At 66.5% G+C, this 15,058-nt stretch carries 16 protein-coding genes; 12 read left to right on the top strand and 4 right to left on the bottom strand.

The window, feature by feature from the left end; genetic code table 11:
• Positions 1 to 16: 16 nt before the first annotated feature.
• Positions 17 to 964: a TAXI family TRAP transporter solute-binding subunit gene (locus tag NZ849_RS11655; RefSeq protein ID WP_295407692.1), complete on the bottom strand. Its 948-nt coding sequence runs from the start codon at positions 962 to 964 to the stop codon at positions 17 to 19.
• A gap of 101 nt (positions 965 to 1,065) precedes the next feature.
• Here NZ849_RS11655 and NZ849_RS11650 point away from each other — a divergent pair, with 101 nt between their 5' ends.
• From NZ849_RS11650 to NZ849_RS11620, 7 genes are all read left to right on the top strand, one after another.
• A complete protein-coding gene (locus NZ849_RS11650; protein WP_295407688.1) occupies positions 1,066 to 2,310 on the top strand; it encodes an RNA methyltransferase in 1,245 nt (414 codons plus the stop codon).
• A gap of 32 nt (positions 2,311 to 2,342) precedes the next feature.
• Positions 2,343 to 3,098, top strand: a complete 756-nt coding sequence (hisF, locus tag NZ849_RS11645; protein ID WP_295407685.1) for an imidazole glycerol phosphate synthase subunit HisF — start codon at positions 2,343 to 2,345, stop codon at positions 3,096 to 3,098.
• Positions 3,099 to 3,114: 16 nt separating this feature from the next.
• On the top strand, positions 3,115 to 3,741 hold the full coding sequence (gene hisIE / locus NZ849_RS11640) for a bifunctional phosphoribosyl-AMP cyclohydrolase/phosphoribosyl-ATP diphosphatase HisIE (RefSeq protein ID WP_295407682.1): 627 nt from the start codon (positions 3,115 to 3,117) through the stop codon (positions 3,739 to 3,741).
• Positions 3,742 to 3,817: 76 nt separating this feature from the next.
• Positions 3,818 to 4,786, top strand: a complete 969-nt coding sequence (gene glpX, locus NZ849_RS11635; RefSeq protein WP_295407798.1) for a class II fructose-bisphosphatase — start codon at positions 3,818 to 3,820, stop codon at positions 4,784 to 4,786.
• Between the two features lie 85 nt (positions 4,787 to 4,871).
• The gene (locus NZ849_RS11630; protein ID WP_295407679.1) at positions 4,872 to 6,422 is read left to right on the top strand and encodes a DUF4127 family protein; all 1,551 of its coding nucleotides are present in this window, start codon (positions 4,872 to 4,874) and stop codon (positions 6,420 to 6,422) included.
• 65 nt (positions 6,423 to 6,487) lie between these two features.
• On the top strand, positions 6,488 to 7,510 hold the full coding sequence (gene nagA, locus NZ849_RS11625; RefSeq protein ID WP_295407794.1) for an N-acetylglucosamine-6-phosphate deacetylase: 1,023 nt from the start codon (positions 6,488 to 6,490) through the stop codon (positions 7,508 to 7,510).
• Between the two features lie 32 nt (positions 7,511 to 7,542).
• Entirely contained in the window at positions 7,543 to 8,586 is a 1,044-nt protein-coding gene (locus NZ849_RS11620; RefSeq protein WP_295407676.1) for an SIS domain-containing protein, read from the top strand.
• A gap of 65 nt (positions 8,587 to 8,651) precedes the next feature.
• Here the strand turns inward: NZ849_RS11620 and rpoD are convergent, their stop codons facing one another.
• The 3 genes from rpoD to tsaB are packed head-to-tail and all read right to left on the bottom strand — an operon-like array spanning position 8,652 to position 11,854.
• Positions 8,652 to 10,202, bottom strand: a complete 1,551-nt coding sequence (rpoD, locus tag NZ849_RS11615; RefSeq protein WP_295407671.1) for an RNA polymerase sigma factor RpoD — start codon at positions 10,200 to 10,202, stop codon at positions 8,652 to 8,654.
• 24 nt (positions 10,203 to 10,226) lie between these two features.
• A complete protein-coding gene (locus NZ849_RS11610; protein WP_295407667.1) occupies positions 10,227 to 11,327 on the bottom strand; it encodes a methyltransferase in 1,101 nt (366 codons plus the stop codon).
• Positions 11,324 to 11,854, bottom strand: coding sequence for a tRNA (adenosine(37)-N6)-threonylcarbamoyltransferase complex dimerization subunit type 1 TsaB (gene tsaB / locus NZ849_RS11605; RefSeq protein WP_295407664.1), 531 nt, complete (start codon positions 11,852 to 11,854; stop codon positions 11,324 to 11,326). The genes NZ849_RS11610 and tsaB overlap by 4 nt, the downstream gene beginning before the upstream one ends.
• A 75-nt stretch (positions 11,855 to 11,929) precedes the next feature.
• Here tsaB and proC point away from each other — a divergent pair, with 75 nt between their 5' ends.
• The 5 genes from proC to rpiA are packed head-to-tail and all read left to right on the top strand — an operon-like array spanning position 11,930 to position 14,942.
• On the top strand, positions 11,930 to 12,715 hold the full coding sequence (gene proC, locus NZ849_RS11600) for a pyrroline-5-carboxylate reductase (RefSeq protein ID WP_295407661.1): 786 nt from the start codon (positions 11,930 to 11,932) through the stop codon (positions 12,713 to 12,715).
• Between the two features lie 17 nt (positions 12,716 to 12,732).
• Positions 12,733 to 13,266: a hypothetical protein gene (locus NZ849_RS11595; protein ID WP_295407658.1), complete on the top strand. Its 534-nt coding sequence runs from the start codon at positions 12,733 to 12,735 to the stop codon at positions 13,264 to 13,266.
• Positions 13,267 to 13,270: 4 nt separating this feature from the next.
• Complete coding sequence (locus NZ849_RS11590) at positions 13,271 to 13,765, top strand: adenosine-specific kinase (protein WP_295407653.1); 495 nt, start codon at positions 13,271 to 13,273, stop codon at positions 13,763 to 13,765.
• Between the two features lie 16 nt (positions 13,766 to 13,781).
• A complete protein-coding gene (bcp, locus tag NZ849_RS11585) occupies positions 13,782 to 14,258 on the top strand; it encodes a thioredoxin-dependent thiol peroxidase (RefSeq protein ID WP_295407650.1) in 477 nt (158 codons plus the stop codon).
• Positions 14,259 to 14,261: 3 nt separating this feature from the next.
• A complete protein-coding gene (gene rpiA / locus NZ849_RS11580; RefSeq protein ID WP_295407647.1) occupies positions 14,262 to 14,942 on the top strand; it encodes a ribose-5-phosphate isomerase RpiA in 681 nt (226 codons plus the stop codon).
• Positions 14,943 to 15,058 lie beyond the last annotated feature (116 nt).

Here is a 15,058-nt window from a genome sequence, read left to right as displayed (position 1 = left end):
CCGCTGGGGGAAGGGTTTAGCGGATGACGCCCTTTTCCCTGTAGTACCGCTCGGCCCCAGGGTGGAGCGGGATAGGGAGGTTGCGCGCTGCGGTGTTCAGGTTGAAGAAGCGCTGCAGGTTGGGGTGGATGGATTTGAACTCGGGGTTGTCGAAGGTGGCCTTCATCATGTTGTAGACCACGTCCGCGCTCACGCCTTCAGCGGCCAGCCACATTGAGAGCACCGCCACAGAGGGGGTGGTCACGTCCACGCCCCGGTAGACCCCTCCGTCGATGTTGAAGGCCCGGTAGAAGGGGTACTTCCTGGCCAGCTCCTGGACCCGGCGGTACTCCACCTCAACGAGCTGGATGCGGAGGGTCTGAGCGGCTTGGCCAACTACGGAAGCACCCAGCCCCCCGGTGAAGAAGAAAGCGTCGGCGCGGCCGTCCTGCATCAGGGCCAGGGCGTTGTTGGGGTTGACCCGGATGGCCTCGCGGAGGTCGCTCAGGCTGAGGCCGTAGGCCTCCAGAATCTGCCGGGCGTTTTGCTCGGTGCCAGAGCCCACATCGCCGATGACCACCCGCTTGCCCCTAAGGTCGGCGATGGTGTTGATTCCCGCGCCAGCCCGGGCCACCACGTGCACCACCTCGGGGTAGAGGATACCCACTGCCCGGATGGACCGGACCGCCCTCCCATCAAAGGCGGGGATGCAACAGCCCTGGTAGGCGTAGTAGGCGATGTCGTTTTGGGCCAGGCCCATCTGCAACTCCCCGGAGGCGATGGCGTTGATGTTGAAGACCGAACCGCCGGTGGAGCGGGCGTTGGCCCGCACGCCGATGTTGGCGTCGTTGACCAGCCTGGCAATTCCGGTGGCCACGGGGAAGTAAACCCCCGTGGTGCTTCCCGAACCGATGGTGATGAAGGTTTGTGCCAGCGCCGGGCCCGCCAGGGCCAGCGCGGCCAAGAAAAGGAGCCGTCTTCTCATGAATCTCCCTCCTCAACCGGGTTGATTATTCCCCAGTGGACGGTCTGCGTCAACCTTCCCCTTGGGGCTTAGGTATACGCTGGTTAGGGTAAGGTAGACTGGTGTTCAGGCTACACATTGAGAAGCTGGTGCCTGGCGGACTGGGGTTGGCCCGGACCCCAGGGGGGGTCGCTTTGGTGCGTGGGGGGCTTCCCGGGGAGGTGGTGGAGGCCGAGTTACGGCCGAGCAAGAATCACCTTGAAGGGCGTGTGGCCCGCATCCTGGAGGCCCACCCCGAGCGCTACACCGGTTTCCTCCCCCCCTCTGCCGACCTGCCCCTGGTCTATCCGGCCCAGCTTCCCCTGAAGCAGGGGTTGGTTCGGGAGGCGCTGGCCCGCGTCGCTAAGCTGGATCTCGAGCCAGCCCCCATAGAGCCCAGCCCCCCTTACGGCCCTGAGCTGGGTCTCCACTACCGCACCGCAGCCCAGTACGCCCTCCACCCCCTAGGAGGGCTGGCCTACCGGTACCCTGGCACCCACGAGCTCCTGCGGGTTGATTACGACCCCCTTATCGCAAAGCCCATGGAGCCCGTTTTTCACCTCCTAAGGGGCTGGCCCCTGGGAGGCTTGGATGAGGTGGCGTTGCGGGCCTCGCTCTACGAGGGCCGCGTTCTGGTAGCTTTGGTTGGCGGAGCACCGCGCCCTCTGAGGAGGGACGCCCAGGCCCTCCTGCGGGAGGGCGTGGCCGGGGTGGTCTGGGCTGAGGCAAGCCCCAAGGGACGCTTCCGCGGCCTGGTGCGCCCCCTGGGGGGCGAGGTGGGCCTGCTGGAGGAGTTCGGGGGTGTTTGCGCCACCGTCAGCGTCCAAAGCTTTGCCCAGGTCAACCCCAGAGCGGCTGGAAGGCTCTACCAGGAGGCCGCCCGCCTTGCGGGCAGTGGGCGCAAGGCGGTGGAGCTGTATGCGGGAAGCGGGGTGTTGAGCCTGCACCTGGCCCCTCGCTTTGAGGAGGTGGTGGCGGTAGAGATCAGCCGCGACGCGGTAGGGCGGGGCGAGGCCGACCGAAGGCGGATGGGGGTGGAGAACCTGGTTTTTCATCGGGACGATGCCAGGGTGCTGCCCCGCCTCCTTCCAGCGGAGCTGGTGGCGGTCAACCCGCCCCGGGCGGGGTTGTCGGCGGAGGTGGTTCGAGCGTTGCTCGAGGGGCGTCCCGAGCGTGTTCTCTACATTGCCTGCGACCCCGTTACCTGGGCCCGCGACGTAGGGCGTCTGGTTCAGGGGGGGTATCGGCTGGCCTTTGCCCGTCCTTACGACTTCTACCCCTTCACCCACCACGTGGAGGTGCTGAGCCTTCTGGTGCTGGGCCCTTGACCCGCGGCCCCCAAGAGTCCAGAATCACCCTCGTGCTGGCCCGGCGCATCATCCCCTGCCTGGACGTTCACGCTGGACGGGTGGTCAAGGGGGTTAACTTTGTCAATCTGCGCGACGCGGGCGATCCGGTGGAGGCGGCCAGGGCCTACGGCCAGGCCGGGGCCGATGAGCTGGTCTTCTTGGACATCAGCGCAACCCACGAGGGGCGCGGAATCATGCTGGATATCGCCGCCCAGGTGGCTGAGCAGGTCTTCATCCCCTTCACGGTGGGGGGGGGTGTTCGCAGCCGGGAGGACGCTCGAGCCCTGCTCATGGCCGGGGCTGACAAGATTTCGCTCAACTCCGCCGCGGTGAGGCGGCCGGAGCTGATCCAAGAGCTCGCCGACCACTTTGGCCGCCAGGCGGTGGTGCTGGCAATCGACGCCCGCAGAAGGGGCTCCTCATGGGAGGTCTACGTGGCTGGGGGGCGGGTGCCTACCGGGCTCGACGCGGTGGCCTGGGCTGAGCGGGGGGCGGCGCTTGGGGCTGGGGAGATTCTCCTGACCAGCATGGACAGGGATGGCACCAAGGACGGCTTTGACCTGGAGCTTTGCCGGGCGGTCTCGGCCGCTGTGGGGGTGCCTGTGGTCGCTTCGGGTGGGGCCGGTCGCATGGAGCACTTTGCGGAGGTTTTCCAGGAAGGTATGGCCGATGCGGCCCTGGCGGCCAGCGTCTTCCACTTTGGGGAAATCGCCATTCCCGAGCTAAAAGCCTACCTGGCCCGGCGGGGCATTCCCGTGCGGCGCTAGGCGATATGCTAACCGCATGAACCTAGACGACGTTCGCTTTGGCCCCGATGGCTTGGTTCCGGTGGTCGTCCAGGACGCCCGCACGGGGAGGGTGCTAACCCTGGCCTACGCCAACCGGGAGGCCCTGGAGGGGACGCTGAGGACCCGCAGGAGCACCTTCTTCAGCCGCAGCCGACAGGCGCTTTGGGTCAAGGGCCAGACCTCGGGCCACGGTCAGGAGGTGCTGGAGGTGCTCCTGGATTGCGATCAGGACGCGGTTTTGTACCGGGTGGTGCCCCACGGGCCGGCCTGCCACACTGGGGCGGAGAGCTGCTTCCACCACCCCCTGGGGGAGGAGGGAGGCCCCGCCCACCCTCCTTTGGGCGAGGTGCTGGAGAGGGTCTACCAGACCATTTTGGAGCGCATATCCTCCCTGCCCGAGGGCTCCTATGTGGCCAAGCTGCACCAGGCTGGGTTGGATCGTGTCCTGAAGAAGGTGGGTGAGGAGGCGGGGGAGGTCATCATTGCGGCCAAGAACTCGGAGAAAGAGGCGCTGGTCTGGGAGGCTGCTGATCTGGTTTTTCACCTGCTGTTCGCCTTGGCCGAGCGGGGGGTCTCGCCTTCCGACCTGGCCCAGACCCTCTGGCACCGCCACCGGCCCTGAGGTCGCCTTGGAAGGGCTACCAAGGCCGCGCCTGGGCCAGGCCTGGTAAGCTCGAGGCATGGAAGTCAACGTGGACATGGATATTGAACGGCTTTTGGTGCTCGAGGTGGCCCGGGTCACGGAACAAGCTGCTCTGGCCGCCAGCCGCCTGGCCGGCATGGGGGATAAAGAGGCGGTGGACGCAGCCGGAACCGAGGCCATGCGCCAGGTTCTCTCGGAGCTGCCCATCCGGGGCCGGGTGGTCATCGGCGAAGGGGAGATGGACGAGGCCCCCATGCTCTACATCGGCGAGGTGCTGGGGCGGGGCGGACCTGAGGTGGACATTGCGGTGGACCCGGTGGAGGGCACCAACATCACGGCCAAGGGACTTCCCAACGCTATCACGGTGATTGCCATCAGCGAAAAGGGGGGCTTGGTGGGCGCGCCCGACATGTACATGCAGAAGCTGGTGGTAGGCCCCCCGGCTGCGGGCAAGGTGAGCCTGGACTACCCGGTGGAGGCCAATCTGCGCATCATTGCCGATGCCTTGCAGCGCAAGGTGGAGGACCTGGTGGTGGTCATCCTGGACAGGCCCAGACATGAAAGGCTCATCAGGGAGGTGCGGCAGGCCGGGGCCAGGGTGAAGCTCATTGCCGATGGCGATGTGGTGGCGGCGGTGGCGGTGGCTGTGCGGGGTACCGGGGTGCACGCCATGATGGGCAGCGGGGGGGCCCCGGAGGGGGTCCTGGCCGCTGCGGCCCTCAAGTGCATGGGGGGCGAGATACAAGGGCGCTTCCTGCCGGAAAACGAGGAGCAGCGGCAGCGGCTTCGGGCCATGGGGGTAGACGAGGGTAGAATCTACCGGACCAACGATCTGGCCCCCGGCCAGCAAATTGTGTTCTCGGCGACCGGCATCACCCACGGCGAGCTTCTGGAAGGGGTGCGCTATTTTGGCGGCGGAGCCCGCACCCACTCGATTGTGATGGGCTACAAAACCCGGGTGGTGCGCTTCATTGACTCCATTCACCTCTTTGAGAGCGGGGCCCGGGTTAACATCCGGGTCTGAGGCTTCGCGCGGAGGCATTTTTGCCAGGCGGGCGGCCTGGCCTTTTCGTTGGTGGGAATCGGCCTGTAGATTGGGGGAGAACCTTATGAGGCGCGTGCTGTTGTTGCCTTCGGACCCGGTGCACCTGGAGTTCCCTCAGGTGGTGGCCCGGGTAGCTGGGCTCCTCCTGCACGTGCCTCCCTCGGAGCTTTTGGGCCGTGGGGAAGGGCCGAGCTACCTGATGGCCTTGGCCGAGTGGTTGTGGCGGGAGGCCCCTGCGGCGGATGTGGCCCTGGTCTCCTTGGAGGCCCTCTGCCTGGGCGGGCCAGGCTCCCCTCAGGGTGCCGCCGACAGGCTGGAGGAGGTTTTAGCCCGGCTCGAGGTACTGCGCGACCTCAAGCGCAGCTACCCCCACCTGCGCATCCTGGCCCACGGTGTGGTGGGGCCTGCGGTGGTCCAGCCCGGCGTCGCTTTTGCGAGGCACCCTTCTGCCGAAGCAGACCCTGTGCGGGCGCGCTTTTCCGAGTGGGCCGACCGCCTGGAGCGCCTTCAGGCCATGGGCAAGGACACCCGTGAGGCCCTGACCGAACTGGACCGGGCCAGGCTGCATCTGCACAAAGAGGCCCTCCAGAGCTGGTTGCAGGCGCGGGAGCGCAACCACGCCCTGCACCAGGCGGCCATAGATTTGCTCCACGCAGGGGTGCTGGAGTACCTGGCCCTAACCCTGGACAACCCCACCCCCTACGGCCTGCCCCACCAGGAGGCCCGCCGCCTCTCGGCCCGTCTGGACGAGCTGGGGCTCTGGGGGGAGGCCGATATCTACCCAGGTGGGGCCGAGGCGCCGCTTCTCCTTTTGGCTCGAGCCCTACTGCAGCAGGCGGGGCGGAAGACCAAGGTGCTGCTGCGCTACCCCAGCTCGCGGGCTGAGCAGGCTGAGCTCCTGTTCCAGGACCGAAGCCTTGGGGGGCTGGTTAGGGCCCAGCTTCGGGCGCTGGGGGGGGTGCAGGCGGGGTCGCTGGAGGAGGCTGACCTGGTCCTGGCGGTGAATGCTCCAGCCCTTCGGCAGGGGCTGCGTCAGCCCGATTACGAGGGGGTGGACACGCCCGAGCGCTACCTGCCGGAGCTGGTGGACCGGCTGGTGGCCGACCAGGCCACCGGCCGGATGGTGGCGGTGGCTGACTTGGCCTACTATGGTCAGGCTGAACACCGCTTCGTTCAGTTCTTGCTGCCCTCCATAAGCCTACCCGGGCTGGCCGGTTTTGCGGCCTGGGGCAGTGCGGCCAACAGCCTGGGCAGTGCCCTGGCGGTGGGGGTCTGCGCTCTTTTCGGCGACGATCCGGTGCCCCTGGCCGAGGCCCACTTTTTTCGGCTTGTGGAAGACTGGCTCTACGCCAGCCGGGTGCGGCCGGAGGTGGAGGCCGAGCTTGCCCGGGAGCTGGGGGCGCCGTCTCGCGGCGGGGGGTTGGACGATTTCCTGTGGGTGGCCGAGCGGCTTGTGGGTCAGCGCCTCACCCCTTTGGCCCAGGGGCTGTGGCAGCGTTTTTTTGCCCCTAGCCTGCCTGGGGTGAAGCTGGAGTGGGCCCCCCCTAAGCTGTGCGGCCCAGACCTTTTGGGGCTATGCCCATCGTGGCGCCTGGTGCGGGAAGGGGAGGAATGAGGGTTTTAGAGGGGCTGGTTCTTGCTGCCGGGCGGTGCTTCCATGCACGGGTGGAGTTTGATGCCATGGTTCGGGCGATTGTACCCCTAGGGGCTTCGGGGCCCTCGGGGCGTCGCATTCTGCCTGGGCTTGTGGACCTCCATGTGCACGGAGGGGGTGGGGCTGATGTGATGGGGGGTGAGGCGGCGTTGCGGCGGATGGCCCGCTTTCATGCCCAACACGGCACCACAGCCCTTCTGGCAACCACCGTGACGGCCCCTTTGGAGGACCTGGAGGCCGCCTTGCTGGCAGTTCGGGCGGTGATGCAGGAGCCGCGCCCCGGCGAGGCTCGGGTGGTGGGGGTGCACCTCGAGGGTCCCTTTATCCACCCCGAGCGGCTAGGGGCCCAGCCGCCCTACCCCCTTCTGCCGGATTTAGGGGTGATGGAGCGCCTGCTGGCCTTGGCCCCCGTCCGGGTCGTGACCCTGGCCCCTGAGCTGCCCGGTGCCTTGGAGCTGATTGCCTTCCTGCGGGCCCGGGGGGTTCGGGTGCAGCAGGGCCACACCCGGGCCACCTATGAGGAGGCTCGAGCCGCCCTGGAGGCCGGTGCGGAAGGTTTTACCCACCTCCTCAACGCCATGTCTCCCCTGCACCACCGCGCCCCTGGGGTGGTGGGTCTGGCGCTGGAGCGCGGCATTTGGGCCGAGGTGATTCCGGATGGTCTGCATCTGCACCCGGCGGTGCTCCGGTTGTTGGCCCGGGCCTTGCCCCAGGTCTATGCGGTGACCGATGCGGTGGCCGCTGCTGGGATGCCAGAGGGGGAGTATCGCCTGGGACGGCTTAGGGTAATCCGGCGGGCTGGGGGGGTGTTCCTCCCCAACGGTGCTCTGGCCGGGAGCACCCTGACCCAGTACCAGGCCCTGCGAAACCTGCTCCGCTGGGGCTTTTCCCTGGTGGAGGCGGTGGACATGACCGCGCTCCGACCGGCCCGCTACCTGGGGCTGGCTGAGGGGCTAACCGTGGGAGGGCCTGCGGATATGCTGGTGCTGGACGAGAATTTTGACCTTGAGGAGGTCTACATAGCGGGTCGGCCAGTCCCGAGAACGTGACGGCTGCCCAAAGGCGTGCGAAAATCCTGACTGTGAGCGCTGCGAACACCCAGATGGTCGAGGAAGCCCGCCAGGCCCCTGCGGCGGTAGAACGGGCTCTGAGGGAGAACCGAAGCGAGGTGGAGCTCTTGGGTACCTTCTTGCGCCGCCACCCCCCGCCCTTCGCGCTTACGGTGGCCCGGGGCAGCTCCGACCACGCCGCACTTTTTGGAAAGTATCTGATTGAGGGCCGTCTAGGCTTGGTTTGTTCCTCGGTGCTCCCCTCCGTCTACACTGTCTATGGGCAGCGCCTATCGGTTCTGGGGGCTTTGCTCATCGCCCTTTCCCAATCGGGCCAGAGCCCTGACCTGGTGGAGGTGACCCGCCAGGCCCGGCGCGATGGGGCTCTGACCCTGGCCCTGGTGAACCAGGTGGACTCCCCATTGGCCCGGGCGGCCGAGGTAGTCTTGCCCTTGTGGGCTGGGCCGGAAAAAGCGGTGGCAGCTACGAAGAGCTACCTGACCGCCCTGGCCACGCTGGTGCAGGTGGTGGCAGCCTGGACCGAGGACCGGGAACTCAAAGAAGCCTTGGAAAGGCTACCCGAGGCTATGCACAGCGCTTTGGAGGTGGACTGGCAGGTAGGCCTCGAGCCCCTTCTGTCGGCCGAGAACGGCCTTTTGGTAGGCCGCGGCTACGCCTTTGCGGTGGCCCACGAGCTGGCCCTGAAGCTCAAGGAGACCTGCGCCTTTCATGCGGAGGCCCTTTCCGGGGCTGAGCTTCTACATGGGCCGGTGGCCCTGGTGGAGCCTGACTTCCCTCTGTTGGTTCTGGTCCCCAAGGACAGGCCTTTGCCCGGAATGCTCGAGCTTTTGGAAGCCCTGCGGGCCAAGGGGGGTCACCTCCTGGTGGTCTCCACCGAGGCCGAGGCCCTGGCGCTAGCCCATACCCCCCTGCCCCTGCCGACCCGGCTTCACCCGGTGCTGGACTCGGTTCTGGCTGCCCAGGCCTTTTACCCTTTCGCCGCCCAGCTTGCCGTGGCCCGGGGGTTGGACCCTGATGCACCCCGGCACCTGACCAAGGTGACCCATACCCGCTGAGCCCATCCCCCGAATTGGCCTGCCAATAAGCGCTTCGCGCGGCTGGAAGGGGAAAGTTGGCACCCTCAGTCCAGGAAGTCCCGCAGCTTGCGGGTACGGGACTCGTGGTACTTGAGCTTGCGCAGGGCCTTGTTCTCGATCTGGCGGATGCGCTCCCGGGTCACCCCGAAGTAGGCCCCCACCTCTTCCAGGGTGTGCTCGCGCCCGTCGATTAGGCCCTTGCGCAGCTTCAAGACCATCGCCTCCCGCTCGGAAAGCTTGCCCAGGGCCCTTTCCAGCTCCTCCGAAAGCATGCTCTGGGCGGCCGAGTCCACCGGCGAGGCCAGGTGCTCATCGGGGATGAAGTCGCCGTAGAAGCTGTCCTTCTCGTCGCCGATGGGGGTTTCCAGGCTTACCGGCTCCTGGGCAATCTTGAAGGTCTCCTCTACCTTCTTGGCGTCCCAGCCAGGCCCCATGGCCTCGGCAATCTCCTCGTAGGTGGGCTCGCGGCCCAGCTCCTGCTGCATCTGGCGGGCGGTGCGGGTGAGCTTGTTGATGGTCTCCACCATGTGCACCGGGATGCGGATGGTGCGGGCCTGGTCGGCAATGGCCCGGTTGATGGCCTGGCGAATCCACCACGTAGCGTAGGTGGAGAACTTGTAGCGGCGCTTGTACTCGAACTTCTCCACCGCCCGGATAAGCCCCTGGTTGCCCTCCTGGATGAGGTCCAGGAAGGAAAGCCCCCGCCCGGTGTACTTTTTGGCGATGGAAACCACCAGCCGCAGGTTAGCCTCGATCAGGTGCTGGCGGCAAATTTCGCCGTCGCGGGCGATGTGCAAGTAGCGTTTGACCTCGCGCGGGAGGGCCCGCAGGCGGGCATCCACGGTCTGGATGGTCTCCGGGTCCAGCCGCAGCTCGGTGCCGGGGATGTGGGCGATGCGGCTGTTGCCCTGTACCTGGCTGCGGAGGACGTGCCGGATGAGCTCCACGTCCAAACCGGTCTCCTCCGCCAGGCGCTGGGCCGCCGCCACCCCTTCCTCTACCCTTCGGGCCAGGTCGATCTCCTCCTCCAAGGTGAGGAGGGGAACCTGGCCGATTTCGTGGAGGTACTGCCGGACCGGGTCGGAGGTGGAGATGCGGGGCAGCGGGAGGTCGTCCTCGATTTCCTCCTCCAGCTCCTCTACCGGAAGGGTGCCCAGTTCGAAGTCCGGCTCGAGCAGGTCAAGGTCTTCTAGGTCGCCTTCTAGAATCTCGTCGCCAAGCTCCTCGTCCACAAGGGGAGGTATCAGCTTGTCCTCCTTGGGGTTTGGGGCCACCAGGTCGTCCAGGTCGGGTTCAACCCCCAGCCCTTCCAGCCCCGGCACCTCGAGCTCCTCAGCCACCAAGGGTTTTTCGGCCGCCTCCTTCCGTGCGCTGGCCTTGGAATTTTTGCTGAGCCTGGCCTTGGTTTCAGCGGGGGGTGCCTGGGTAGCGGGCGCAGCCTCGGCCTTGGCCAGGGGTTTCTTCGCCGCTCCCTTGGCCGTGTTTTGGGGTTTGGGGGTGCTCTTCTCGGCCTTGTCAGAGGGTTTGGTCTTGCTCCTTGGGGTAGGGCTTGCGGTGGATGGGCTCTGCGGGGTGTTTTTAGCCTTGGACTTCAAACAGTTCACCTCCTAGCGGGCTGGTTAACCGAGCTTTTGGGCTAAGAGAACCTTATGGCTGTTTTCGGCCAGGGTGCGCACCCGACCGAAACGCTCCAGCAGCAACGGCTCATAGGGCAAAAAGCGGTTGGCCACCAGATAAAACTTCCCGCCCCTCTCCAGGCGGGCGTAGGCGGCCTCGATGAACGCTACTGCGGTTTCTAACACGACAAGGCCCCCCACGTGGAACGGGGGGTTCGCCACGATAGTAGCGAAGGTGCGCCCCTTTGTCAAGGCCTCGTCTACGTCGGAGTGGAGCACGGTGGCCTTTTCGCCTAGGTTGCGCCTTGCCGAGAGCACGCTGGGCCAGTCGTCTTCGAGCAGCACCAAGCCCTCTGCCCATCCCACCAGGGGCAGGCTGAGGGCCCCGTAACCGGCCCCTAGGTCAAGCACCTGACCCAGGTCGCCCTCCAGGTTTTCCAACAGCAAGGTGCTGCCCGGGTCTAGCCCGCCTGCAGAGAAGACCCCAGGTAGGTAGGCGAATTCCAAGGTCCTACCCCTGACCCAGCAGCTAAACGACGCCCAGGCTGGGGGTAGAGGCGGAGGGGGCTTCTCCTTCTCCAAAACGGCCACCCGCAGGGGTCCCTTTCGCTCGAGCACCACACCAAAACCCAGGATTTCCTGGGCCAGCCGGAAGTAGTGGTCAAAGCCCCTGCTCTTGTTGCCGGCAATGTAAAACCGCCCGCCCATCCGCAACGCCCGGGCTGCCCCCAGCAGGGATAGCGTCACGTAGCGGGTTCCCCGCTCGGCCGGAAGGACCAAGGCCACCATGTCTGCGCTTTCGCTGGGGGCTTCCCAAGGGAGTCCGCAGACAATCTCGGCCCGTTTGGCAAGTCCGGCCTCCAGGCAGCGCAGGGCCGCCCGGGAGGTCTCAATGGCCCGCACCAGGAGGCCGTGTTGCAGCAGGGCTAGGGTAACCCGGCCGACCCCGGGGTTCAGGTCCAGGGCTTCTTCTCCGTAGGGCTCCAGGCTTTGCGCCAGCAGCTCGTAGGCCGGGTCGTCTAGGCCTCTGGCCCCGGCCTTGACGAAAAGATGCCCTTCAGGAGCCGAGAAGGGGCGCAGGGCGTGGTAGGCTTCCAGGGTCATAGGTACAGCGGTTCCACCCCGCGGGCACCGCTTTGCAGTCGGGCTGCGCCCAGGCGGGCCAGGGCCTGCCCTGAAGGGGGCTCATCCAGCACCAGCAGGCCTTGGGGGACAAGCTTCGCCCGGTGGACCCGGTGTGGGGAGACAACGGGAATGGCCTGCCCTCCCTCCAGGCGGTAGGTGGCGGCGTAGACCCACTCGCCCCGGGCTTGCTGGGCCACGGTAACCGTGCCCTGGTAGCGCAGGGCCACTCCTGCCAGGGTGTCCACCCCCACCACTGGGATTGCCCGTCCGCGGCCCAGCCCCAGCCCGGCGGCAACGCCTATCCGAAGCCCGGTGTAGGAACCCGGTCCTTGCCCTACCGCGATGCCTTGAAGGGACTCCAGAGGTGTTTGGGCCTCCTCCAGAAACCGCTTTAGCTCAGCCCACAGCGCCTCAGCGTGGCGGCGCTCCAACCGCAGGGCCCTCTCGGCATGGGGCAGACCCAGCACAAGGTAAGGGGTGGCGGTGTCCAGTGCCAGTACGCGCACCTTGTGGAGTATAGCAGTGTTGGAGAGGTGGCGGCGTGTTGCCAAGCCTCCCTGCGGCTCCTTAGACTTGGGGCCATGAAGTTGGCCATCGTGGGCGTGGGGAAGATGGGACGGAGCATCCTGGACGGAATTTTGCGGGCAGGGCTGTTCGCACCGGAGGATATTGGTGTCCTGGATACCCCCGAACGCACCTTGGAGGTGGCCGGGGAGACTGGTACCCGGCCCCTAAGCCTGTCCGACCTTCGGTACGCCGAGCGGGTTCTGCTGAGCGTTCAGCCGAGGGACATCGCGGCTTTAGCCCCGCAGGTGGCCCACCCCAACGTCGGCTACATTTCCATTATGGCCGGGGTCTCCACGGCCATTCTCTCCCGCCGGCTGGGCACCCGGCGGGTGGTGCGTTGCATGCCCAATCTGGCGGCCACCATCGGCAGGAGTTCCACCGCCATCACCGGCCCACGCGAGGCCGAGGAGGCCGGGGATCTGGCCTTTACCCGGCAGCTTTTTGAAACGGTTGGCGATGTCTACGAGCTGCCCGAGCGGCTTTTTGACGCGTTTACGGGGATGTCTGCCTCAGCGCCGGCCTACATCGCCCTGGTGGCTGAAGCCCTGGCCGATGGGGGGGTCAAGCAGGGCCTTCCCCGGGCGCAGGCGCTCCGCCTGGCGGCCGATGTGCTCATCGCTACTGGGGAATTGCTGCGCAAGAAGCACCCTGCGGTGCTCAAGGATGAGGTGAGCAGCCCAGGGGGTACCACCATTTACGGCCTGGCCGCGCTGGAGGCTCGAGGGGTGCGGGCGGCGTTCATTGAGGCGGTGGAGGCGGCCACCCAGCGGGGGCACGCCTTGGGCCGGGAGGATGGATGAGGGCCGTACGGTGGTCTTTGGCCTGGTTGTTTCTTTGCATAGGGCTGGCCTTCTCCCCAGGCTACTACCCCCACGGGGTGGGCTATTCGTGGACCTACTCCACAGGGATGGAGCAGGTCTTCACCCGGGAGCAGGGGGGGGCATTGTTTTTGGAGCGGCGGCTGGTGGGGCGGCCGGTGAGCGCCGATGTGCTCCGCTACACCCCGGAGGGGGTGTGGCTCGAGGGCCTTGCGGTAGGCCAGGCGGTGCAGCGCTACGAGCCACCCCTGCTGCTCTACCCGCCCCCCCCTTTGGAGCTGGGCCAGGCCTGGGGTGGGCGAAGCCGGTTCGGAGGGCAGAGCGTGGCCCTTGTGGGCAAGGTTTTGCGAATTGAGGGGGTGAGCGTTCCGGCAGGCCGCTTTAACGCCTACGTGATTCGCACCTCCACCGTGACGAGCGAGGGAGGTAGCCAGGTGATGGAGGTCTACTTTGTCCCTGGGGTTGGGGTGGTCCGCTACGCCACGCTGGATGGGGCCACGGTTGACCTGGTTCGCTACCGTGTGCCTAAATGAGGGTATGGAGCTGAAAATCGTCCCGGTGGAAAAACCCGACGGCCTGAACGTGATCTTGGGCATGGCCCACTTCATCAAAACCGTGGAGGACCTCCACGAGGCCCTGGTCACAGCGGTCCCCGGAATTCAGTTTGGCCTGGCCTTTTGCGAGGCCTCGGGAAAGCGCCTGGTGCGCAAAAGCGGCACCTCGGGGCCGTTGGTGGAGCTGGCGGTCCAGAACGCCCTGGCCATCGGGGCAGGCCACTCCTTCCTGATTGTTCTGGGGGAGGGGTTTTACCCCATCAACGTTCTGCACGCGGTCAAGGCCTGCCCCGAGGTGGTGCGGGTTTTCGCCGCTACCGCCAACCCCCTCTCGGTGGTGGTGGTGGAACAAGGCGAGCAGCGCGGAATCCTGGGTGTCCTGGATGGGCACAAGCCCCTGGGGGTGGAGGCCGAGGAGGATGTGGCGTGGCGGAAGGAGCTTTTGCGGAAGCTGGGCTACAAGGTGGCCCTCTCCTGATGCTAAGGGGGTAAGCATGGGGGTTCAGGTGGGTGCGCAGGCCCCTTCCTTTGCCCTGGCCGACCAGGAGGGGCGTTTACACCGGCTGGAGGACTACCGCGGCCGGTGGGTGGTGCTTTACTTCTACCCAAAGGACGACACCCCGGGCTGCACCAAGGAGGCCTGTGGCTTCCGGGATGAGAAGGGGAACCTGGAGGCCCTGGGGGCGGTGGTGCTAGGGGTTTCTGCGGACGATGTGCAGAGCCATGCTCGCTTCCACAGCAAGTATGCCCTAAACTTTCCCCTGCTTTCCGACCCCCAAAAGGAGGTGATCCGGGCCTACGGCGCCTGGGGGGTCAAGCGGATGTACGGTCAGGTTTACGAGGGGGTTATGCGCCAGACCTACCTGATCGATCCCGAGGGGAGGGTGGCCCGGGTTTGGGAGAAGGTGAGGCCCGAAGGCCATGCGGCTGAGGTGGCCGAGGCCCTGCTCGAGCTGCGGCGAGGGGCCTGAGGGATGGAGAACCTGGAATCCTATAAGCGCCAAGCGGCTGTTGAGGCCGTCCGGCGGGTTGAGCCCGGTATGGTTGTGGGCTTGGGCACCGGTTCTACCGCCCGCCATGTGGTTTTGGAGCTGGGCCGTAGGCTCCGGGCAGGGGAGCTCAGGGGTGTGGTGGCGGTGCCGACATCGGAGGCCACTGCGGCCCTGGCCCGCCAGGAGGGGATTCCCCTGGTGGAGCTGGGCCCCGAAGGGGTGGACCTAGCGATTGACGGGGCAGATGAGATCGCGCCTGACCTCTCCTTAATAAAGGGTCTGGGAGGGGCTCTCCTGCGGGAGAAGATTGTGGAGGCTGCGGCCCGCCAGTTTATCGTGGTGGCCGACCATACCAAAAAGGTGCCTTGTCTGGGGCGGGGGGTGGTACCGGTGGAGGTGGTCCGTTTTGGTTACCGCGCCACCCTAAAGGCCCTCTCCCGCCTGGGTGAGCCGGTGCTGCGGATGGATGGGGAGGGGCCTTACCTGACCGATGGGGGCAACCTGATCGTTGATGTGCGCTTTGGCCCCGTACCGGACCCGGCGGGGCTCGAGGCCGCCCTCAAGCGCATTCCTGGTGTGGTGGAGGTGGGGTTGTTCGTGGGGCTGGCCTCCTTGGCAATCGTCGCTGGCCCTGCGGGGCTCGAGCATCTGCACGCTCCCTGATATTGCCAACCGCTTTCGCAAGCGCATAGAATAACCTCTATGCACGGGTGCGCCCGGTTTCGAATGGCGCGAAGGCCCCTTGCGGTGGCCAACGGAGCTACCGCCGGGGCGCGCCG

The organism is Meiothermus sp. (genome assembly GCF_025060375.1).
Lineage (GTDB): Bacteria > Deinococcota > Deinococci > Deinococcales > Thermaceae > Meiothermus.
The sequence above is the reverse complement of the archived record's forward strand: the minus strand, read 5'-3'. Positions and strand labels throughout refer to the sequence as shown.